The organism is Saccharothrix sp. ALI-22-I (genome assembly GCF_001984175.1).
GTDB lineage: Bacteria > Actinomycetota > Actinomycetes > Mycobacteriales > Pseudonocardiaceae > Actinosynnema.
The window spans coordinates 277,189-298,358 of the sequence record NZ_MTQP01000067.1 but is presented as its reverse complement, the minus strand read 5'-3'; the positions used below and the strand labels follow the sequence as shown (position 1 = coordinate 298,358).

The window sequence follows — 21,170 nt, the reverse complement described above, 5'->3', positions numbered from 1 at the left end:
ACGCCCATGCCGCGGGCCAGTGTAGGGACTACGTGTCTGATCACCGTCAACTGCCCGTCACAGCGGGTGTTCGTCAACAGTTGCCGGTCTCACGTCGCGGGACGCCCATCCCGGTCGAGACCAGCGGGAACGCTTCCCTAGACTTGCCGGGTGACTCCCGCTGCGCTCGCTGAACTGGTCCGTGCGACGGCCGTGGACGTGCTGTCCACCCGCGGCCTCGACCCCACCGCTCTGCCGACAGCGGTCACGATCGAGCGCCCCCGCAACCCCGAGCACGGCGACTACGCCACCAACGTGGCCCTCCAGACCGCCAAGAAGGTCGGCGTGACGTCCCGCGACCTGGCCGGTTGGCTGGCCGACGCGCTGACCGGCACCGACGCCATCGCCTCGGTCGAGGTCGCGGGCCCCGGCTTCCTGAACCTGCGGCTCGCCGCGGACGCCCAGGGCGAGATCGTGCGCGACGTGCTGAAGGCCGGCGAGGCGTACGGCCGCGGTGACGCGCTCACCGGCACCCGGATCAACCTGGAGTTCGTCTCGGCGAACCCGACCGGCCCGATCCACCTCGGCGGCACCCGCTGGGCGGCGGTCGGCGACGCGCTGGGCCGCATCCTGGAGGCCAACGGCGGCCAGGTGACCCGCGAGTACTACTTCAACGACGCGGGCGCGCAGATCGACCGGTTCGTCCGGTCCCTGATCGCCGCCGCGAAGGGCGAGCCCGCCCCGGAGGACGGCTACGCGGGCGGCTACATCAGCGACATCGCCGCCGAGGTGCTGCGGCAGGAGCCCAGCGCGTTGACCGCCGAGGACTCGCACGAGGTGTTCCGCCGGATCGGCGTCGGCCTCATGTTCGAGGAGATCAAGAAGGACCTGCACGAGTTCGGCACGGACTTCGACGTCTACTTCCACGAGGACGCGCTGCACAAGTCCGGCGCCGTCACCAAGGCCGTCGAGCAGCTCAAGGAGTCCGGCGCGCTGTACTTCGACAACGGCGCGTGGTGGCTTCGGTCGTCCGAATTCGGTGACGACAAGGACCGCGTGGTCATCAAGAGCGACGGTGACCCGGCGTACATCGCCGGTGACATCGCCTACCTGGTGGACAAGCGGTCGCGGGGCTTCGACCTGTGCATCTACATGCTCGGCGCGGACCACCACGGCTACATCGGCCGGCTCAAGGCCGCCGCCGCCGCGCTCGGCGACGACCCCGACTCGGTCGAGGTGCTGATCGGCCAGATGGTGAACCTGGTCAGCGAGGGCAAGCCGGTGCGGATGAGCAAGCGCGCGGGCAACGTCATCACCATGCAGGACCTGGTGGAGGCGGTCGGCGTGGACGCCGCCCGGTACGCGATGTCCCGCTCCTCGGTGGACTCGTCCCTGGACCTGGACCTCGACCTGCTGCGCAAGCACAGCAACGACAACCCGGTGTTCTACGTCCAGTACGCGCACTCGCGGCTGGCCTCGCTGCTGCGCAACGCCGCCGACCTGGGCGTCACACCGGGCGACGCGCTCGACCTGCTCACCCACGACCGCGAGGGCGACCTCATCCGCACCATCGGCGAGTTCCCGCGTGTCGTCGCCGCCGCCGGTGAGCTGCGCGAACCGCACCGGGTCGCGCGCTACCTGGAGGAGCTGGCGGGCACCTACCACCGGTTCTACGAGGCCTGCCGGGTGCTGCCGCGCGGCGACGAGGAGACCACCGAGCTGCACCGCGCCCGGCTCCAGCTGTGCGCGGCGACCCGCCAGGTGTTCGCCAACGGCCTCGTCCTGCTCGGCGTGACGGCTCCGGAGCGCATGTGATGCGCGCCCACCCCGCCGGTCCCCGGCACGCCGACGTCATGATCCCCTCGAACACGGCCGGTAACCGCCCGGCGACAGCTCAGGAACTCGACGCGCTGCACCCGCAGGTGTGGCCGCGCAACGCCGAACGCGGCGACGACGGCGCGGTGCGCTTCGCCGGCGTCGACGTGCGGCAGCTCGCCCAGGACCACGGCACGCCGCTGTTCGTGATGGACGAGGCCGATTTCCGCGCCCGCTGCCAGGAGCACGCCCGCGCGTTCGGCGACCCCACGCGGGTGCACTACGCGTCCAAGGCGTTCCTGTCCGTCGCGGTGGCCCGGTGGGTCGCCGAGGAGGGCCTGAGCATCGACGTGGCCAGCGGCGGCGAGCTGGCCGTCGCGCTGCGCGCGGAGTTCCCGCCGGAGCGGATCGCGTTGCACGGCAACAACAAGTCCGTGGCCGAGCTGACCACCGCGGTCGAGGCCGGTGTCGGCGCGGTCGTGCTGGACTCGTTCTACGAGATCGCCCGGCTGGACCAGATCGCGCGTGAACGCGGCCGGGTGCAGCCGGTGATGATCCGGGTGACGGTGGGCGTCGAGGCGCACACCCACGAGTTCATCGCCACCGCGCACGAGGACCAGAAGTTCGGCTTCTCGCTGTCCTCCGGTGACGCGGCCGAGGCGGCGCGCCGGGTGCTGAAGTCCGACGGGCTGCGGCTGACCGGCTTGCACAGCCACATCGGCTCGCAGATCTTCGACGCCAGCGGGTTCGAAGTCGCCGCGCGCCGGGTCATCGGGCTGCTCGCGGAACTGCGCGACGAGCACGGCGAGGCGATCCTCGACCACGTCACCACGGTGGACCTCGGCGGCGGCCTCGGCATCGCCTACACCCCCGACGACGACCCGCCGCCGCCCGCCGAACTGGCCCGGCAGCTGCGCAACATCGTCGGCAAGGAGTGCGAGCACGCCGGCCTGCCCACGCCCACGATCGCGGTCGAGCCCGGCCGGGCCATCGTCGGCCCCGGCACGGTGACGCTGTACGAGGTGGGCACCATCAAGGACGTGCAGCTCGACGCGGGCGTGGTCCGCCGGTACGTGAGCGTGGACGGCGGCATGAGCGACAACATCCGCACCGCGCTCTACGACGCGGTGTACGACTGCAAGCTGGTGTCGCGCGCCGCCGAGGAGGGCACGAAGTCCGTGCTGTGCCGGGTCGTCGGCAAGCACTGCGAGTCCGGTGACGTGGTCGTGCGCGACTGCTGGCTGCCCGACGACCTCGCTCCCGGCGACCTGATCGCGGTGGCCGCGACCGGGGCGTACTGCTACTCGATGGCCAGCGGCTACAACCGACTTCCCCGGCCGGCGCTGGCCGCGGTCGTGGACGGCGAGGCCCGGTTGCTGCTGCGCCGGGAGACCGAGGAAGACCTGTTCCGCCTGGAGGTATGAGTGGCTAGCCAGAACAATGGCGAGCACGGCAAACCGATCAAGGTCGCGTTGCTGGGCTGCGGCACGGTCGGCACCGAGGTGGTCCGGCTGCTCACCGACCAGGCCGCCGACCTGACCGCGCGCGTCGGCGCGCCGGTCGAGATCGCCGGCATCGCCGTCCGCCGGCCGCACAAGCACCGGGACGTGCCCGCCGAGCTGCTGACGACCGACGCCGAGGCGCTGGTCGAGTCGGACGTCGACGTGGTCGTGGAGGTCATCGGCGGCATCGAGCCCGCGCGCACGCTGCTGCTGGCCGCGTTGCGCTCGGGCAAGGCCGTGGTGACCGCGAACAAGGCGCTGCTGGCCGAGCACTCGGCGGAGCTGTTCGAGGCCTCCGACGCCTCCGGCGCGGACCTGTACTTCGAGGCGGCGGTGGCGGGCGCGATCCCGTTGCTGCGCCCGTTGCGCGAGTCGCTGGCCGGTGACCGCATCACCCGGGTGATGGGCATCGTCAACGGCACCACGAACTTCATCCTCTCCGGGATGGACTCGACCGGGGCGAGCTACGCCGAGACGTTGGAGGAGGCGACCCAGCTCGGGTACGCCGAGGCGGACCCGACGGCCGACGTGGACGGGTTCGACGCCGCGTCCAAGGCCGCGATCCTGGCCTCACTGGCGTTCCACAGCCGGGTGACGGCGGCCGACGTGCACCGCGAGGGCATCTCGTCGGTCAGCGCCGCCGACATCGCCGCCGCCAAGGCCTTGGGCCGCACGGTCAAGCTGCTCGCGATCTGCGAGCGCGTGATCACGGATGGTGTCGAAGGCATCTCGGTGCGGGTGCACCCGGCGATGATCCCCACGTCCCACCCGCTGGCGAGCGTGCACGGCGCGTTCAACGCGGTGTTCGTGGAGGCCGACGCGGCCGGCGAGATGATGTTCTACGGCCAGGGCGCGGGTGGGGCCCCGACCGCCAGCGCGGTGCTCGGCGACCTCGTCGCGGTGGCCCGCAACCGGGTGCACCGCGGCCGCGGCCCGCGTGAGTCGGCGTACGCGGGCCTGCCCGTGCGGCCGATGGGCCAGACCCCCACGCGGTATCACATCAGCCTTGACGTCGCCGACCGGGCGGGCGTGTTGTCGCAGGTGGCGGCGGTGTTCGCGGAGCACGACGTGAGCATCGCGGCGGTGCGGCAGGAAGGCCGGGTCGACGACGCCAGCCTGGTGATCGTCACCCACGCCGCGACCGATGCGGCACTGCGGTCGACCGTGGACAAAATCGGCGGGCTGCCCGTGGTTCGGGAAGTGGTCAGCGTGATGCGGGTGGAAGGCGAAGAACTATGACGACCCAAGCAACCGGCGTGCGGCCGGGGTGGCCCGGCATCATCAACGCCTACGCGGACCGGATCCCGCTGCCCGAGGGCGCCGAGGTCGTCACCCTCCACGAAGGCGGCACGCCGTTGGTGGCCGCCCGGCACCTGTCGGAGCTGACCGGCTGCCAGGTCTACATCAAGGTCGAGGGCGCCAACCCGACCGGCTCGTTCAAGGACCGCGGTATGACCGTGGCCATGACGTACGCGCTGGCCAGCGGCGTCCAGGCGGTGATCTGCGCCTCGACCGGCAACACGTCGGCCAGCGCGGCGGCGTACGCGGCCAAGGCCGGTCTCACCGCCGCGGTGCTGGTGCCGCGCGGCAAGATCGCGCTGGGCAAGCTGGCCCAGGCGGTCGCGCACGGCGCGAAGATCCTGCAGATCGACGGCAACTTCGACGACTGCCTGGAGCTGGCCTCCAAGACGTCGATCGAGTACCCGATCACGCTGGTCAACTCGGTCAACCCGGTGCGGCTGATCGGCCAGAAGACCGCCGCGTGGGAGATCTGCGACGTGCTCGGCCGCGCGCCGGACGTGCACTGCCTGCCGGTGGGCAATGCGGGCAACATCACCGCGTACTGGCGCGGTTACTCCGACTACTACCACGACGGCGTGATCCCGGCCACGCCGAAGATGTTCGGTTTCCAGGCCGCCGGCTCCGCGCCGCTGGTGCTGGGCCGGCCGGTGACGAACCCCGAGACCATCGCGACCGCCATCCGGGTGGGCAGCCCGGCGTCGTGGACCGGCGCGGTGGCCGCCAAGGAGGAGTCCGGCGGGCTGTTCGAGGCCGTGACGGACGAGAAGATCCTGGAGGCCTACCGGCTGCTGGCCGCGACCGAGGGCATCTTCGTCGAGCCCGCGTCCGCGACCAGCGTGGCGGGCCTGCTGGCCACGGTCGCCGACGGTCGGCTGCCCAAGGGCTCCACGGTCGTGTGCACGGTCACCGGCCACGGCCTCAAGGACCCGGACACCGCGCTGCTCGGCATGCCGGAGGTGAAGCCGGTGCCGGTCGACCCGGGCGCCGTGGCCACCGCGCTGGAACTGGCGTGACGGGCGAACGGGTGACCGGCGTCCGGGTCACCGTGCCGGCTTCCACGGCGAACCTCGGCTCCGGGTTCGACGCCCTCGGCATGGCGTTGGGCGTGTACGACGAGCTGGATTTCGTCGTGGCCGAGGAGGGCCTGGTCGTCGAGGTCTCCGGCGAGGGCGCCGCGAACGTGCCCACCGACGAGAGTCACCTGGTCGTGCGGGCCTTCCGGGAGGCGTGCGAGCTGGTCGCGTCGGACGTGCCGGGGCTGCGGCTGCGGTGCCGCAACACGATTCCGCATTCTCGCGGTCTCGGGTCCTCGGCGGCGGCGATCGTGGCCGGTGTGGCGGCCGCGTTCGCCCTGGCCGATCGCGAGTTGGACACAAGCGCGTTGCAACTCGCCGCGGCGTTCGAGGGGCACGCCGACAACGCCGCGGCCAGCATGTTCGGCGGTGTCGCGATCGCTTGGACGGAGAGTGACCGCTACCGGGCAGTACGTGTGGACCCGCATCCGGGTGTGATGCCGGTCGTACTGGTGCCGGCGGTGGAATCTTCCACGAGGACGACCCGCGGCCTGCTGCCGTCGAAGGTGCCGCACGAGGACGCGGCGTTCGCTGTGAGCCGGGCCGCGCTGGCCGTGCACGGGCTCACCGCGGACCCCTCGCTGCTGCTCGCCGCGTTGGACGACCGGCTGCACGAGCCGTACCGGGAACCCGCCTGGCCTGCGACGACGCGGCTGGTGGGTGCGTTGCGGGAGGCCGGGGTGGCGGCCGCGGTGTCGGGTGCGGGACCGACGGTCCTGGCCCTCCCGGTGGACGGCGAACTGCCGTCCGGGGTGGACCTGACCGGGTTCGAGGCGCGTCGGGTACCGGTCGACCTGGGCGGGGTGCGGGTTGCGCCACTCGGTTGAGTGATGCGACGCGCCATGCCCCGGTTGTTGCACCCAGCGCTACCGGCGTCTACCCTCGGGGCCATCAGTCACCGCGCGCACGGGCGCCGGTGTGGTGCCCGGACGTTCGTTCCGGATCGCATTCCTCCAGTCAGCTGACTCTGTGCCGTATGGACGGGGTCGACGCTGGAAGGCACCCGCTCGCCGTGTGACCGAAGTCCCGTACCGGAGGACTCCGCTTTCGTGCGCGTTCCGCGCCGTCCGAGTCCACCCGAACCGGGACGAAACTGCCGCACCGCATTCCGTCGGACGGCAGGTCCGCTGGATCGCGTAGGAGGCGCGCTCCGGTCAGGAAGGACATGTGTGACCAACACCGATGTACTGAGCAGCCAAGCTCCTGCTGCTCCCAATCCCGCTGCCGGCAGTTCCGGAGCCGAGGAGAACGCTCTGACCACCACTTCGAACGGCAGCGCCACGCCCCGCAAGCGCGCGGGCCTCTCTGGAATGGTGCTGGCCGAACTCCGTGAACTCGCAGGTCAGCTGGGCATCACCGGCACGGCCGGCCTCCGCAAGGGCGACCTGATCGCGGCCATCAAGGAGCGGCAGGGCGGCACCTCCGGTCGGGGCAGTGCCGCGACGCCGTCCAAGACCGAGAAGAAGGCCGAAGCCCCCAAGGCGGTCGTCGAGAAGACGCCCGTGGCGGTGAAGGCCGCCGAGGCTCCCGCGCCGGCCGAGAAGGCGGTCCAGCAGCAGCTCGACGTGGCCGACCGGCCCGCTGTGGAGGAGGACGGCAACCGCCGCGGCAACCGCCGCCGCCGTTCCGCCAACCGCCCCGCGGGCAGCCCCGAGGCGCCGGCCGCGGACGGGCAGCAGGCCCAGCCGCAGGCCGAACGGCCCGCCCAGGCGGACCGTCAGGCCGAGCGGCCCCAGGCCGAGCGCGTCCAGACCGAGCGCGTCCAGGGCGACCGGGGCCAGAGTGACCGCGGTGACCGCCAGCAGGCCGACCGCCAGCAGGCCGACCGCCAGCAGGGCGAGCGGGCCGAGCGGCCCGACCGCGGTGACCGTCAGGACCGCTCCGAGCAGCGCGAACAGCGCCAGGACCGGGGCGACCGCGGCAACCGGCAGGACCGCGGCGACCGGCAGGACCGCAGTGAGCGGCAGGACCGCGGCGGCCGTGACGACCGAGGTGGTCGTGACGACCGGGGCGGCCGTGACGACCGCGGTGACCGCAGTGGCCGTGGCCAGGACCGCAACCGCCAGCAGAGCGGCCCGAACGACGACGACGAGGACGGCGGCCGTCGCGGCCGTCGCTTCCGCGACCGTCGCCGCCGTGGCGGACGCACCGACGACGGCGGTCCCACCACCGACACGGAGGTGCGCGACGACGACGTCCTGCTGCCCGTGGCGGGCATCCTCGACGTGCTGGAGAACTACGCGTTCGTCCGCACCTCGGGCTACCTGGCCGGGCCGAACGACGTCTACGTGTCGTTGTCGCTGGTCCGCAAGTACGGGCTGCGCCGCGGCGACGCCCTGATCGGCGCCGTGCGGCAGCCGCGCGACGGCGAGCAGCAGCGCCAGAAGTTCAACCCCCTGGTGCGGGTGGACAAGATCAACGGCCTCGACCCGGAGGAGTCCCGCAACCGGCCGGACTTCACCAAGCTGACGCCGCTGTACCCGAACGAGCGCCTGCGCCTCGAAACGGAACCGCACATCCTCACCACGCGCGTCATCGACCTGGTGATGCCGATCGGCAAGGGCCAGCGCGCCCTGGTCGTGTCGCCGCCGAAGGCGGGCAAGACCTCGGTGCTCCAGTCGATCGCGAACGCGATCACGAAGAACAACCCCGAGTGCCACCTGATGGTGGTGCTGGTGGACGAGCGCCCCGAAGAGGTCACCGACATGCAGCGGTCGGTGAAGGGCGAGGTCATCGCCTCCACCTTCGACCGCCCGCCGTCGGACCACACCACGATCTCGGAGTTGGCCATCGAACGGGCGAAGCGCCTGGTCGAGATGGGTCACGACGTGGTCGTGCTGCTGGACTCGATCACCCGACTGGGCCGTGCCTACAACCTCGCGGCCCCCGCGAGCGGCCGGATCCTGTCCGGTGGTGTCGACTCCACCGCGCTGTACCCGCCGAAGAGGTTCCTGGGTGCGGCCCGGAACATCGAGGCCGGCGGCAGCCTCACCGTCATCGCCACGGCCCTGGTCGAGACCGGGTCCGCGGGTGACAGCGTGATCTTCGAGGAGTTCAAGGGCACGGGTAACGCCGAGCTCAAGCTGGACCGGAAGATCGCGGACAAGCGGACCTTCCCGGCGGTGGACGTGGACTCGTCCGGTACCCGCAAGGAAGAGCTGCTGCTGTCCCCGGACGAGCTGGCGGTCATGCACAAGCTGCGCCGGGTGCTGCACGCACTCGACAGCCAGCAGGCCATCGACCTGCTGCTGGACCGCCTGCGCAAGAGCCGCACGAACATCGAGTTCCTGATGCAGGTGGCGAAGACCACGCCGGGCGCGGACAACGACTGACCGCGTCCGACCACCGAGGGCCCGTCCGGCAGCACGCCGGGCGGGCCCTCGGGCGTCAGCGGTCCGAAGAGCCGACCCCGGCAGGTCAGCAGCGGGACGTGGGCTGCAGACCGGCCTCGACGAGTTCGGCCGTGCGGCGGCGTTCCAGGAAGTACTGGGCGATCAACACGAAGATGACCGGCATGCCGAGGCACACGACGGCCACCACGGGCACGGGCACGCCGTCCAGGAGCAGCCCGGCCACCAGCAGGGCCGCCAGGTAGGGCCAGCGGAGCCAGACCCGCTGCCACGCGGCGGTCCACCCGACCGAGTCCGACGACACGACGCCCACGGCGACACCGGCGCCGAACACGGGGCCCGACAGGGGCAGGTACCCGGTAGCACCGACCAGCAGCCAGCCCAGCCCGGTGAGGCCGAGGGCGGCGGCGCTGAACAAGAACGGCACAGCCAGCCACTTGGCCAGCGGCATCGGGCGTCGATCAGGGCAGAACACGCGCCAAGTGTGGCGTCCACGCAACGGTCGGTGATGCTCTCAGTAGCCCAACGGTTACCTCGTGCGCCAAATGGTCGACCGCCATCGGCGAGCGGTGTGATACCGGCCATGGGAACAACCGCACCTGACCTGGCGTTGCAGTCGTAGACAGCCGATCTGGCACACTGTCGGGTCGAGTCCGGCTCCGGTTCACCTCGAAGAACTTCTCGACGAGGACCCGGCGGCCAACGAGGAAAGGGACGAGACGTTGAAGACCGGCATTCACCCCGAGTACGTGACGACCGAGGTCACCTGCGGTTGTGGCAACACCTTCGCCACCCGCAGCACCAAGACGTCCGGCACCATCCACGTCGAGATCTGCTCCAACTGCCACCCGTTCTACACGGGCAAGCAGAAGATCATGGACACCGGTGGTCGGGTCGCGCGCTTCGAGGCCCGCTACGGCAAGCGCGCCAAGTAGCTGCCAGAACGGCGTCCACCCCGACTCGCGGGTGGGCGCCGTTGTCGTTTCCGCACCACTGTCGTAAACCCAAGACCGGAGCGAGATCGTGACGCTGGACGCCCTGCTGGCCGAGCACGCCGAGCTGGAGATCAAGCTCGCCGACCCCTCGGTGCACGCCGACCAGGCGGGCGCGCGCAAACTCGGCAAGCGCTACGCCGAGCTGACCCCGATCGTGAAGACCGCCCGGGAGCTGGAGCAGGCGAAGTCGGACCTGGAGACGGCCCGTGAGCTGGCCGCCGAGGACTCGACGTTCGCCGAGGAGGCCGAACAGCTGGCCCAGGCCGTCCCGGCGCTGGAGTCCAAGCTCACCGAACTGCTCCTGCCGCGCGACCCGCACGACGGCGCGGACGTCGTGCTGGAGATCAAGTCCGGTGAGGGCGGCGAGGAGTCGGCCCTGTTCGCGGGCGACCTGCTGCGCATGTACCTGCGGTACGCCGAACGCCACGGCTGGAAGGCCGAAGTGCTCGACGGCACGGATTCCGACCTGGGCGGCTTCAAAGACGTCACGGTGGCCATCAAGAGCCGTTCGGTCACCCCGGACGGCGTGTGGTCGCGGTTGAAGTACGAGGGCGGCGTGCACCGCGTGCAGCGGGTGCCGGTGACCGAGTCTCAGGGCCGCATCCACACCTCCGCCGCCGGTGTCCTGGTGTTCCCGGAGGTCGACGAGGTCGAGGTCGAGATCGACGAGAACGACCTGCGAGTGGACGTGTTCCGCTCGTCGGGCAAGGGCGGCCAGAGCGTCAACACGACCGACTCGGCCGTGCGCATCACGCACCTGCCCACCGGCATCGTGGTGTCCTGCCAGAACGAGCGCAGCCAGCTGCAGAACAAGGCGCGCGCCATGCAGGTGCTCCAGGCGCGGCTGACGGCGTTGGCCGAGGAGAAGCAGCAGCAGGAGGCGTCGGACGCCCGGCGCGTCCAGATCCGCACGGTGGACCGATCCGAACGGGTGCGCACCTACAACTTCCCGGAATCACGCATCTCCGACCACCGCGTCGGGTACAAAGCGCATAACCTGGATCAAGTGCTCGACGGCGATCTGGACGCGGTGCTGGACGCGTTGGCGGCGGCCGACCGTGCGGAGCGACTCGCCGGCGGGTGACGCGACGAGAGGGGCGCGGCCGTGGCGAAACTCCTGGTGAACCCGCAGAACGCCCCGGTCGACACGACGCTGGACATCGTCGTGTCCGGCCTGCCGCCGGACCAGCACGTGACGCTGCGCGCGACCACCGGTGACCGTGCCGCGGCGGCGGTGTTCCAGGCGGACGACCGGGGCACGGTGGACGTGACGCGACACGCCCCGCTCCGGGGCTCCTACGCGGGCGTCGATCCGATGGGCCTGTTCTGGTCGATGATGCCGACCCCCGACAAGCCGCTCCCGTGCACGATCGTCGAGGCCGTCGGCGTCGGCCGGGTCGAACTGGACCGCCGCACCGTGCCCGTGGGCGTGCGGCGGACCGAGGTCGCCGAGAACGGCCTGGTCGGCGTGCTGTTCGAGCCGGACGACGACGAAACCCACCCCGGCGTGGTGGTGCTGAGCGGGTCCGAGGGCGGCCTGCACGAGCTGGACGCCGCGCTGCTCGCGGGCCACGGGTTCGCCGCGTTCGCCCTCGCCTACTTCGGGGTGCCCGGCACCCCGGACCACCTGGTCGAGATCCCGTTGGAGTCCGTCGGCCGGGGCATCGACTTCCTGAAGGCGCGGGCGGGTGAAGTCGGCGTCATCGGCGGTTCGCGCGGCGGGGAGCTGGCGCTGTTGGTCGGTGCGACGTTCCCACAGGTCAGGGCCGTGGTGAGCGTGGTCGGCAGTGGCGTGGTGACGCAGTGCATCGGGCCCGGCTCCCGGTTGCTGACGAAGCTGGACCACGAGGCCGCGTCGTGGACGTTCAAGGGCAGGCCGCTGCCGTACCTGCCGTACTCGATCCCGGACGAGCTGCGTCGCCGGGTCGTGGACGGCGAGCCGGTGCCGCTGCGGCTGGCGTTCGACCTCACCGACGGCATCCCGGAGGACACCGAGATCCCGGTGGAGCGGATCGCCGGGGGTGTGTTGCTCCTCTCATCCGGGCAGGACGAGTCGTGGCCGTGCCTGGAGCTGAGCGAGGTCGCCGCGCGCCGGTTGGCCGAGCACGGGCACCCGCACCGGCACGAGCACGTGGTGTACCCCGAGGCAGGACACCTGATCGCGGGCCCGCCGCACCGGCCGACCACGGATGCCGTCATTCCGGGTCCCGGCGTGCGGTTCTCCGTGGGCGGCACGCCCGCCGCCACGGCCGCCGCCCGAGCCGACGCCTGGCGTCGCACGGTTGAGTTCTTGTCCGACCAACTGGGCACCTAATGTGTCGCCCATGAGCGCACACTTTGACGTCGTGGTCCTCGGTGCGGGGCCAGGCGGGTACGTCGCCGCGATCCGCTCGGCCCAGTTGGGCCTGAAGACGGCGATCATCGAGGAGCGTTACTGGGGCGGGGTCTGCCTGAACGTGGGCTGCATCCCGTCGAAGGCGCTCCTGCGCAACGCGGAGCTCGCCCACCTGTTCACCCACGAGCAGAAGACCTACGGCATCCAGGTCGAGGGCACGGTGAAGTTCGACTACGGCGTCGCGTACGAGCGCAGCCGCAAGGTCGCGGACGGGCGCGTCAAGGGCGTGCACTTCCTGATGAAGAAGAACGGCATCACCGAGTACCACGGTCGGGGGGCGTTCGTCGACGCCAACACCATCCAGGTGGGCGACGAGACGGTCACGTTCGGTTCCGCGATCATCGCGGCCGGCGCGACGACCCGCCTCCTGCCGGGGACGAAGCTGTCCGAGCGGGTGGTGACGTACGAAGAGCAGATCATGTCGCAGGACCTGCCCGACAGCATCATCATCGCGGGTGCGGGCGCCATCGGCGTCGAGTTCGCGTACGTGCTGCACAACTACGGCGTGAACGTCACCATCGTCGAGTTCCTGGACCGCGTGGTGCCGCTGGAGGACGTCGAGGTCTCGACCGAGCTGGCCAAGCGGTACAAGCGGCTGGGCATCGACGTCCGGACGTCCACCCGGGTCGAGTCGATCGACGACTCCGGCTCGCGCGTGCGGGTGACCGTGTCGAAGGACGGCAAGCAGGAGGTCCTGGAGGCCGACAAGGTCATGCAGGCCATCGGCTTCCAGCCGCGGGTCGAGGGCTACGGCCTGGAGAACACCGGCGTCCAGCTCACCGAGCGCGGTGCGATCGCCGTCGACGGCCTGTGCCGCACGAACGTGGACAACATCTTCGCCATCGGTGACGTGACGGCGAAGCTGATGCTCGCGCACGCCGCCGAGTCCATGGGCATCATCGCCGCGGAGACCATCGCGGGCGCGGAGACCATGGAGCTGGACTACGTGATGATCCCGCGCGCCACCTTCTGCCAGCCGCAGATCGCGTCGTTCGGGTGGACCGAGGCGCAGGCCCGGGAGAAGGGCTACGACGTCCAGGTGGCGAAGTTCCCGTTCACCGCGAACGGCAAGGCGCACGGCATCGCCGACTCGGCCGGGTTCGTGAAGCTGATCAGCGACGCCAAGTACGGCGAGCTGCTCGGCGGTCACCTGATCGGACCGGACGTGACCGAGCTGCTGCCGGAGCTGACGTTGGCGCAGCAGTGGGACCTGACCGTGCACGAGGTGGCGCGCAACGTGCACGCGCACCCGACGTTGGGCGAGGCGGTCAAGGAAGCGGTCCACGGCCTGGCCGGCCACATGATCAACTTCTGATCTGCCCTACCCTGGGTCGCATGACCCGACACCCGCTGCGGCTGGCCATTCTCGAAGCGGAACGCATGCTGGCCGCGGCGGGTGTGGACAGTCCGCGGGTGGACGCCGAGCTCCTGGCCGCCCACGTGCTCGGCGTCGAACGGTCGCGCCTGCCGCTGATCCCGTTGGTCGACCCGCCGGTGGTGGACGCGCTGCACAAGGTCGTGCGGCAGCGCACGAAGCGCATCCCGTTGCAGCACATCACCGGCCGGTCGCACCTGGGCGGCGTGGACCTGGAGGTGGGTCCGGGCGTGTTCGTCCCACGCCCGGAAACCGAGCTGATGCTCGAATGGGGACTATCCACACTGGACCCTTCAGCGGCCGCACCGGTCGTCGTGGACCTCTGCACGGGCTCCGGCGCGCTCGCTTTGGCGGTGGCGCACCGGCTGCCCCGCGCGTCCGTGCACGCGATCGAGCGCGACCACTCCGCACTGGCCTGGGCCCGCCGCAACGCCGAGATCCGCACCGCCGCCGGCGACACCCCGATCACCCTGCACGCGGGCGACGTCACCGCACCGGACGTCCTGTCCGATCTGGACGGTCAGGTGGACCTGGTGCTGTGCAACCCGCCGTACGTCCCGGACGCGACCGAGGTCCAGCCCGAAGTAGCCGACCACGACCCCCGCCAGGCCGTGTTCGGCGGCCCGGACGGCCTGGACGTGATCCGCCACGTAGTCGGCCTGGCCGCCCGCCTCCTCAAGCCCGGCGGCCACGTGGCGATCGAGCACGACGACACCCAGGGCGAGTCGGTCCCCGCCCTCCTGGCCGCCCGCCGCCTGTTCACCGACGCCACCGACCACCCCGACCTCGCCGGCCGCCCCCGCTTCGCCACCGCCCGCCGAGTCTGGTGACCGGCCGCTGGAGGTCAGGGGCGGGCGAAGTCGACCATCCGGGCCAGTCGTGACCGGGTCAGGTCCCACTCTTCGGGTGGGCCGGCCGAGTAGAGGACGTATTCGACGCCGTTCGATTCCCAGAACGCGGTGGCCACGCGTTTCGGGCCGGAGGTCGTGTTTTCGTCGAATTCCCAACTGACCGCCGGGTGACTTCGGATCGTCGTCGCGGAGAGGGTCACCCGGCGGTGGCCCGGCTCTCGTTCTTGCTGCGTGGCGGCCTCGGTGATGCGGTCCAGCAGGGGTTTCGACGAGTTGGTGACCGGTGCTCCGCCGAGCCGCACCTCGCGGCGCGGGGATGTCGGGTCGGTGGCCACCAAGGTGGTGTCGACCGTTCCGGCGGTGACCTGCCACTCGACCGGAATCGCCGTGGTGAGGCCGTTCGCCGCCTCCACGCGTTTGAGATCCGGGGGGAGGTCCGCGGTGGTGGTGACCACGGTGGGCGGGGCGGGCGGCGAGGGCTCCGCAGTGGTGGTTGTCGTCGTGGTGATCACCGGGAGCGCCGGTGTCGTCGTCGCGGCGGCAGCGGTCGGCTCGGACGGGCGGGCGTCCAGCGTCAGATAGCCCGCCGCGCCGGCCACGACGACGTACACGGCGGCGAAGGACAATGCCAGCGGTAGAGCGCCGATCGTTTTTTTCGCATTCACCGGACGCCTCGCCATCGCCGATAATCTGGACGTCAACACTGCGGCGAGTAAATCGGAGCACCGGCGATGCCTGTCAATGGGCCGAACGAGTGGACCGAACTGCGGGAATGGCTCGCGGCCCGCATCGCGCGGCCGATCGACCTCGCCGCTTTCGCCGAACACGACCGCGCCCGCCTCACCCGCTCGCTCGCCGCCCTCGCCACCGCGCTGGACGTCGGCTCCACCGCGCCCGACGTCGTGCGCGGCCAGCTCGACCTCGGCGGCAGCCCGCGCGCCAACGACATCCTGAGCACACACCTGGCCATCGCACTCGCCGCGCGCACCACCGAAGTCCGCGCCGTCACCCCGGACGGCGGCCTCGCCGTCACCGACCGCCGCCGGCTGGCCGAGTGCCGCGCCCTGGCCGGCGACATCCTCGCCCTGAGCCCGGACCCGGAGCTGATCGCGTTCGCCGCCGACCTGAACCGCCGGCTGGACCGCGCCGGGCGCTGGCGCTGGGTCGAACCGAACGTGTGGACGGCGGCCGTCGTCGCCCTCGCGGTGCTGGTGCTGCCGTTCGTCGGCAGCGCGATCGACAACCCCGTCGTCACCGCGGGCGGCGTGCTCGTCGGCGGCGCCCTGGTGTTCGGGTTCGTGATGGCGCACCGCCGACAGCAGTGGGCGGTCGACGCCGAGGACGCATTCCGCCGCCCTCGGGCGTGACCGCCGTCGCGCTGTGCTTGGATCACCCAGGTGAGCACGGTCTACGATTGCAGCGTCCAGGCTGATCGGGCGGCAGGCCTCGCCGCCGCCGCGGGCGCGGTGCGCTCCGGACGCCTCGTGGTCCTCCCCACCGACACCGTCTACGGCATCGGCTGCGACGCGTTCGACGCGTCCGCCGTCCGCTCCCTGCTGGAAGCCAAGGGCCGCGGCCCGGACATGCCGGTACCGGTGCTGGTCGGTTCGTGGACCACGATCGACGGTCTGGTCCTCAGCGTCCCCCGGCAGGCCCGCGCGCTGATCGAAGCGTTCTGGCCCGGTGGGCTGTCCCTCGTCCTGCCGCACGCGCCGTCGCTGGCGTGGGACCTCGGTCACACCCGCGGCACGGTCATGCTGCGCATGCCGCTGCACCCGGTCGCCCTGGAACTGCTCCGCGACGTCGGCCCGATGGCCGTCTCCAGCGCGAACAAGTCCGGCTTCCCGCCCGCCGGCACCGCCGCGGAGGCCGTGGACCAGCTGGGTGAAGACGTCAGCGTGTACCTGGACGGCGGTCCGGCCACCGAGAACATCGCCTCCACCATCGTCGACCTGACCGGCCCGGACCCGGTGGTGCTGCGCGAAGGCGCGGTGCCGATCGCCGAGGTGTCGAAGGCGCTCGGAGTCGAAGTCGAGGTCGCCCGCTAGTGGATCTTCCCGATCGGAGTAGCGTGGTGGTCCTATCGACTGAACCGCACCGCGTCGATCCACCCGACACCCCATTGCCGAGGGGCTAGCCTGCCGTGGGCCAGTTGCCTGCCGTGTCCAACGTCCTCCCCGTCCGGGAGTACCTGCTCGTCGCGCTCACCTCCGCGGTCGTGACGTTCCTGCTCGTCGGCCTGGTCCGCGCGCTGGCGTTCCGCATCGGCGCGGTGGCCTACCCGCGCCAACGCGACGTGCACGTCAAGCCCATGCCGCGGATGGGCGGGCTCGCCATGTACGGCGGCGTGCTGGGCGGGATGCTGCTCGCCCACCAGCTGCCGGTGCTGCGGGCGGCGTTCGACTTCTCCTACGACCCGTACGCGGTGATCGTCGGTGGCGGCGTGATCGTCCTGGTCGGTGTGCTGGACGACCGGTTCGAGCTCGACTCCCTGACGAAACTCGCAGGCCAGGTCACCGCGGCGGGCATCCTGGTGCTGTTCGGCCTGCAGTGGCTGCTGTTCTGGGTGCCGTGGGGCGACGACGGCGAGGGCACCGGCTCGCTGCTGTCGCTGGACCAGAACCAGGGCGCGATCCTGAGCGTGCTGCTGGCCGTGACCATGGTCAACGCGATGAACTTCGTGGACGGCCTGGACGGCCTGGCCGCGGGCATCGGTCTGATCGCCGCCGCCGCCACCTGCGTGTTCTCCATCGGCCTGCTGGCCAACAACGGCGGTGACGTGGGCGCGTACCCGCCCGCGCTGATCGCCGCCACGCTGGCCGGCGCGTGCCTGGGCTTCCTGCCGCACAACTTCAACCCGGCGCGCATCTTCATGGGCGACTCCGGGTCGATGCTGATCGGCCTGATGCTCGCCGCGGCCACCATCTCCGCCTCCGGCAAGATCAACTACGAGTCGGTGCGCGCGACCGACGTCCTCGGCCTGCTCTCGCCCCTGGTCGTGGTCGCCGCGGTGCTGTTCGTGCCGATGCTCGACCTGCTGATGGCCGTGGTCCGGCGCACCCGGCGCGGCGAGAGCCCGTTCTCCGCGGACAAGATGCACCTGCACCACCGACTGCTGGAGATCGGCCACTCCCAGCGCCGCGCGGTGCTGTTGATCTACTTGTGGGCGGGCGTGCTCGCGTTCGGCGCGGTGGCGCTGACGCTGTTCGACGTGGGCGTGGTCGTGTGGTGCCTCGGTATCGGACTTCTTCTCGCACTGTTGGTATCCGCGATACCAAGACTTCGCGAAGTACGCCGTCCGTGACCCCCCGATGGTGGGGTGAGTACCAAGACCTCTTTACACTCGGTCTCGACCAGTGGACTGCATTCGACCAGTGGGGGGTGACATGGGCCAGGACAGCTCTCAGGGCAAGACCGAGTGGACCCACGAGGCCGTTGTGCAGCGGCTCGCCGGCGAGATGTACCGCGGCGCGCTGTGGGCGACGCTCGCGACGGTTGCCGTCGGCGTGGTTCTCTGGACTGTGTTGGCCGGTGTCCCCGGCCTGGTCAGCGCCCTCATCGGTGGTGCGCTCGCCTGCTTGTCGTCGGTTCTGACGCTGGTGGTGATGCGCAAGACCGCCGCGCTGCCGTTGCAGATCATCATGGTCGCCGCGTTCGCCGGCCTCCTCGGCAAGATCCTGCTGTTGGTCGCGGCGCTGCTGGTCGTGCGCAGGTTCCCGGAGCTGAACGACAACGCGCTCGCCATCACGATGGTGTCGACCATCCTGGTCACCACCTTCATGGAGGTGCGCGCCTCCAAGCGCAGTCGCAGTCAGATGGTCATCCCGACCCCTGGAAACACCTGATCTACCGGCTGGTACGGTGCGCGCAAGACGGGACACCCAGGTAGGTGGGGTGCCTCTCGCAGGCGCTTGCGGTCCGTAAGGTACGTTAAGTCCCGATCGTGACGATTCCCCCGGCGGAGTGAACGCCGGCCGGGAGAACCGGAAGGAACACAGTGACCACGATGGTGCTGGCTGCGGGTGATGAGTTCGTCGCACCCGGTGTGAAGGACTTCTTCCTCCCACCGATCTTCGGCGAGGTCACCAAGCCCATGGCGCTGTTGGTGCTGTCGATCATCATCATCGGCGCCTTCTTCATCGCCGCGACCCGGAACCTCAAGCTCGTCCCGGGCAAGTTCCAGTTCGCCGCCGAGTCGGTGTACGACCTCGGTCGCAACTCCATCGCCCGGGAGCAGATCGGCGCCAAGGACTTCAAGCCCTTCGTCCCGCTGATCCTCACGGTTTTCACCTTCATCCTGGTGAACAACCTGTTCGGGCTCATCCCGATCGTCCAGTTCCCGACGATGTCGCACATCGGGTTCCCGCTGGCCGTCTCGGTGCTCGTGATCTACCCCGTGTACCACTTCGTCGGTTTCAAGCGCCACGGATTCGTGGGCTACCTGAAGCACCAGACCATGCCGCCGGGCGCGCCGTGGTACGTGCTCATCCTGCTGATCCCGATCGAGTTCTTCCAGAAGTTCGTCCTGAACCCGCTCACGCTCGCGATCCGAGTTTTCGCGGCCATGTTCGCGGGTCACCTGCTCTTGCTGGTGTTCACCCTGGCCGGTGAGTACCTGCTCTTCTCCGGCGGTATCACCGTCATCGTCGCGCCCATCGCGTTCGCCTTCGCCATCGCGTTGACGTTCCTGGAGGCGCTGATCATGGTGCTTCAGGCCTACATCTTCGCCCTGCTGTCCGCCAACTACATCGGCGCGGCGCTGGCAGAAGAGCACTGAGAAATCACAAGCCTCCGATCCGCGAGAGTTCGCGGACCGAGTTGGAAAGGGAACAGCACAAGTGAGCGCTATCGTTCTTGCGCAGGAAGCCGCGACTGGAGTCAGCAACGCGGGTCTGGCTGCGATCGGTTACGGCCTCGCCGCGATCGGCCCCGGCATCGGCGTGGGTCTGATCTTCTCCTCGGTCATCAGCGGCACCGCCCGCCAGCCTGAGGCCCGCGGCGTGCTGCTGGGTCTGGCGTGGACCACGTTCGCCATCGTCGAGGTGCTGGCGCTGCTCGGCTTCGTCGTCTACTTCCTCGCCGCCGGCTGATCTCCAGTTCATCGCATCAGAGAGGTTTGTGATGAATACCCTCATCTTGGCGCAGGAAGAGGCCATCAACCCGGTCCTGCCGCACACGTCGGAGATCATCCTCGGCCTGGTCTCGTTCCTGCTGCTGTTCTTCGTCATCAAGAAGTTCGTGACGCCGCGCTTCGAGACGTTGTACGCGGAGCGTGCCGCCAAGATCGAGGGCGGGATCGAGAAGGCCGAGCAGGCCCAGGCTCAGGCGCAGCAGGCGCTGGACGAGTACCGGGCGCAGCTCGCCGAGGCCCGTGCCGAGGCGGCCCGCATCCGCGATGACGCCCGCATCGAAGGCGAGCAGATCATCACCGAGCTGCGCACCAAGGCGCAGGAGGAATCGGCGCGGATCATCGCCCAGGGGCAGACCCAGCTCGAAACGCAGCGCGCGCAGATCGTCGCGGAGCTGCGCGGTGAGCTGGGCCGGCTGGCCATCGACCTGGCGGACCGGGTCGTCGGCGAGTCGCTGGAGGACGAGGTGCGTCGTCGGGGCACCGTCGACCGGTTCCTCTCCGAGCTCGACGGCACGTCGGCTCCGGTAGCCAAGTGAGGGAACGCCGATGACGCTGCACGCCGCAAGCCGTGACGCCCTGGCCGCCGCCGAACTGCGGCTGCTGGAGGTCGTCGACGCCACGTTGGACAGCGCGGCCCTGGGCAAGCTGGGTGACGAGCTGTTCGCCGTCGTGAGCCTGCTTTCGGCGCAGCCACAGCTGCGCCGGGCGCTGGCCGACAACTCCTCCGACCCCGAGTCCCGCGAACAGCTGCTGCACGGCCTGCTCGACGGCAAGGTCGACGACGTGACCGTGCAGGTGCTGGTCACGGTCGTCATCGCACGCTGGTCCAGCCCGCGCGAGCTGGTCGACGGCATCGAGTCGCTGGCCCGCACCACGCTGCTGGTGCGGGCGGAGCGGGACGGCGTCCTCGACTCGGTCGAGGACGAGCTGTTCCGGCTCGGCCGCATCATCGCGGGCAACCACGACCTGGAGCTGGCGCTGTCCGACCCGGCGGCCGACCCCGCCGGCAAGGTCGCGCTGGTCGACAGCCTCGTGGCGGGCAAGGTCGAAGCGACCACCAAGACCCTGGTGGACCAACTCGTCCGCGAGCCGCGCGGCCAGACGGTCGTCAGTGGCCTGAGCGACCTCGCGTCACTCGCGGCCAAGCGCCGGGAACGTTCCGTCGCCCACGTCCGCACCGCTGTCGAGTTGGACGCGGCGCAGCAGGACCGCCTCGAAGCCACGCTGACCCGGATCTACTCCAGGCCGATCGCACTGCACGTGGAGGTCGACCCCACGCTGCGCGGCGGCCTGCTGATCAAGATCGGCGACGAAGTCATCGACGGAAGCGTGGCCGGTCGGCTGGCGTCACTGCGCCGCGACCTCGCCGGCTGACCGACCGGAACCGCGGCCCACAAGCCCC

General features: G+C 70.5%; 21 protein-coding genes. 19 read left to right on the top strand and 2 right to left on the bottom strand.

The features are described 5' to 3' along the window. Positions 1 to 150 precede the first annotated feature (150 nt). The 6 genes from argS (at position 151) to rho (ending at position 9,003) form a co-directional block, all read left to right on the top strand. Complete coding sequence (gene argS / locus ALI22I_RS33705; RefSeq protein ID WP_077009598.1) at positions 151 to 1,794, top strand: arginine--tRNA ligase; 1,644 nt, start codon at positions 151 to 153, stop codon at positions 1,792 to 1,794. Further along, positions 1,794 to 3,218, top strand: coding sequence for a diaminopimelate decarboxylase (lysA, locus tag ALI22I_RS33700; RefSeq protein ID WP_077010126.1), 1,425 nt, complete (start codon positions 1,794 to 1,796; stop codon positions 3,216 to 3,218). Before argS ends, lysA begins: the two co-directional genes overlap by 1 nt. Next, complete coding sequence (locus tag ALI22I_RS33695) at positions 3,219 to 4,535, top strand: homoserine dehydrogenase (protein ID WP_077009597.1); 1,317 nt, start codon at positions 3,219 to 3,221, stop codon at positions 4,533 to 4,535. Further along, positions 4,532 to 5,611: a threonine synthase gene (gene thrC / locus ALI22I_RS33690; protein WP_077009596.1), complete on the top strand. Its 1,080-nt coding sequence runs from the start codon at positions 4,532 to 4,534 to the stop codon at positions 5,609 to 5,611. Before ALI22I_RS33695 ends, thrC begins: the two co-directional genes overlap by 4 nt. An 11-nt stretch (positions 5,612 to 5,622) precedes the next feature. Further along, positions 5,623 to 6,498, top strand: a complete 876-nt coding sequence (gene thrB / locus ALI22I_RS33685) for a homoserine kinase (RefSeq protein WP_077010125.1) — start codon at positions 5,623 to 5,625, stop codon at positions 6,496 to 6,498. Between the two features lie 342 nt (positions 6,499 to 6,840). Beyond that, positions 6,841 to 9,003: a transcription termination factor Rho gene (rho, locus tag ALI22I_RS33680; protein ID WP_077009595.1), complete on the top strand. Its 2,163-nt coding sequence runs from the start codon at positions 6,841 to 6,843 to the stop codon at positions 9,001 to 9,003. A gap of 85 nt (positions 9,004 to 9,088) precedes the next feature. On the opposite strand, the gene ALI22I_RS33675 is transcribed toward rho, so the two are convergent. After that, complete coding sequence (locus ALI22I_RS33675) at positions 9,089 to 9,496, bottom strand: hypothetical protein (RefSeq protein ID WP_238598716.1); 408 nt, start codon at positions 9,494 to 9,496, stop codon at positions 9,089 to 9,091. 247 nt (positions 9,497 to 9,743) lie between these two features. Here ALI22I_RS33675 and rpmE point away from each other — a divergent pair, with 247 nt between their 5' ends. From rpmE to prmC, 5 genes are all read left to right on the top strand, one after another. Continuing rightward, positions 9,744 to 9,956 (top strand): 50S ribosomal protein L31, encoded by a 213-nt coding sequence (rpmE, locus tag ALI22I_RS33670; protein ID WP_077009593.1) that lies wholly within the window; start codon positions 9,744 to 9,746, stop codon positions 9,954 to 9,956. Between the two features lie 88 nt (positions 9,957 to 10,044). Next, positions 10,045 to 11,100, top strand: coding sequence for a peptide chain release factor 1 (gene prfA / locus ALI22I_RS33665; protein WP_238598715.1), 1,056 nt, complete (start codon positions 10,045 to 10,047; stop codon positions 11,098 to 11,100). Positions 11,101 to 11,121: 21 nt separating this feature from the next. Continuing rightward, a complete protein-coding gene (locus ALI22I_RS33660; RefSeq protein WP_077009591.1) occupies positions 11,122 to 12,330 on the top strand; it encodes an acyl-CoA thioester hydrolase/BAAT C-terminal domain-containing protein in 1,209 nt (402 codons plus the stop codon). A gap of 10 nt (positions 12,331 to 12,340) precedes the next feature. Then, a complete protein-coding gene (gene lpdA, locus ALI22I_RS33655) occupies positions 12,341 to 13,726 on the top strand; it encodes a dihydrolipoyl dehydrogenase (protein WP_077010124.1) in 1,386 nt (461 codons plus the stop codon). A 20-nt stretch (positions 13,727 to 13,746) separates the two neighbouring features. Continuing rightward, entirely contained in the window at positions 13,747 to 14,616 is an 870-nt protein-coding gene (gene prmC / locus ALI22I_RS33650; RefSeq protein WP_077009590.1) for a peptide chain release factor N(5)-glutamine methyltransferase, read from the top strand. Between the two features lie 14 nt (positions 14,617 to 14,630). On the opposite strand, the gene ALI22I_RS33645 is transcribed toward prmC, so the two are convergent. Further along, positions 14,631 to 15,302 carry a hypothetical protein gene (locus ALI22I_RS33645; protein ID WP_143532577.1) on the bottom strand — a complete coding sequence of 224 codons (672 nt, stop codon included), beginning with the start codon at positions 15,300 to 15,302 and terminating at the stop codon, positions 14,631 to 14,633. Between the two features lie 66 nt (positions 15,303 to 15,368). Between ALI22I_RS33645 and ALI22I_RS33640 the strand changes: the two genes are divergently transcribed. From ALI22I_RS33640 to ALI22I_RS33605, 8 genes are all read left to right on the top strand, one after another. Then, positions 15,369 to 16,004, top strand: coding sequence for a hypothetical protein (locus tag ALI22I_RS33640; protein WP_077009588.1), 636 nt, complete (start codon positions 15,369 to 15,371; stop codon positions 16,002 to 16,004). 30 nt (positions 16,005 to 16,034) lie between these two features. Then, a complete protein-coding gene (locus tag ALI22I_RS33635; RefSeq protein WP_077009587.1) occupies positions 16,035 to 16,685 on the top strand; it encodes an L-threonylcarbamoyladenylate synthase in 651 nt (216 codons plus the stop codon). A 95-nt stretch (positions 16,686 to 16,780) separates the two neighbouring features. Beyond that, positions 16,781 to 17,941, top strand: a complete 1,161-nt coding sequence (locus ALI22I_RS33630; protein WP_083752214.1) for a glycosyltransferase family 4 protein — start codon at positions 16,781 to 16,783, stop codon at positions 17,939 to 17,941. Between the two features lie 82 nt (positions 17,942 to 18,023). Next, positions 18,024 to 18,482, top strand: coding sequence for a hypothetical protein (locus ALI22I_RS33625; protein WP_077009586.1), 459 nt, complete (start codon positions 18,024 to 18,026; stop codon positions 18,480 to 18,482). Between the two features lie 152 nt (positions 18,483 to 18,634). Further along, the gene (atpB, locus tag ALI22I_RS33620) at positions 18,635 to 19,414 is read left to right on the top strand and encodes a F0F1 ATP synthase subunit A (RefSeq protein WP_143532576.1); all 780 of its coding nucleotides are present in this window, start codon (positions 18,635 to 18,637) and stop codon (positions 19,412 to 19,414) included. Between the two features lie 61 nt (positions 19,415 to 19,475). After that, a complete protein-coding gene (locus ALI22I_RS33615; protein ID WP_179118449.1) occupies positions 19,476 to 19,727 on the top strand; it encodes an ATP F0F1 synthase subunit C in 252 nt (83 codons plus the stop codon). Positions 19,728 to 19,758: 31 nt separating this feature from the next. Further along, on the top strand, positions 19,759 to 20,304 hold the full coding sequence (locus ALI22I_RS33610; protein ID WP_077009585.1) for a F0F1 ATP synthase subunit B: 546 nt from the start codon (positions 19,759 to 19,761) through the stop codon (positions 20,302 to 20,304). A 10-nt stretch (positions 20,305 to 20,314) separates the two neighbouring features. Next, positions 20,315 to 21,142 (top strand): F0F1 ATP synthase subunit delta, encoded by an 828-nt coding sequence (locus ALI22I_RS33605; RefSeq protein ID WP_077009584.1) that lies wholly within the window; start codon positions 20,315 to 20,317, stop codon positions 21,140 to 21,142. Positions 21,143 to 21,170 lie beyond the last annotated feature (28 nt).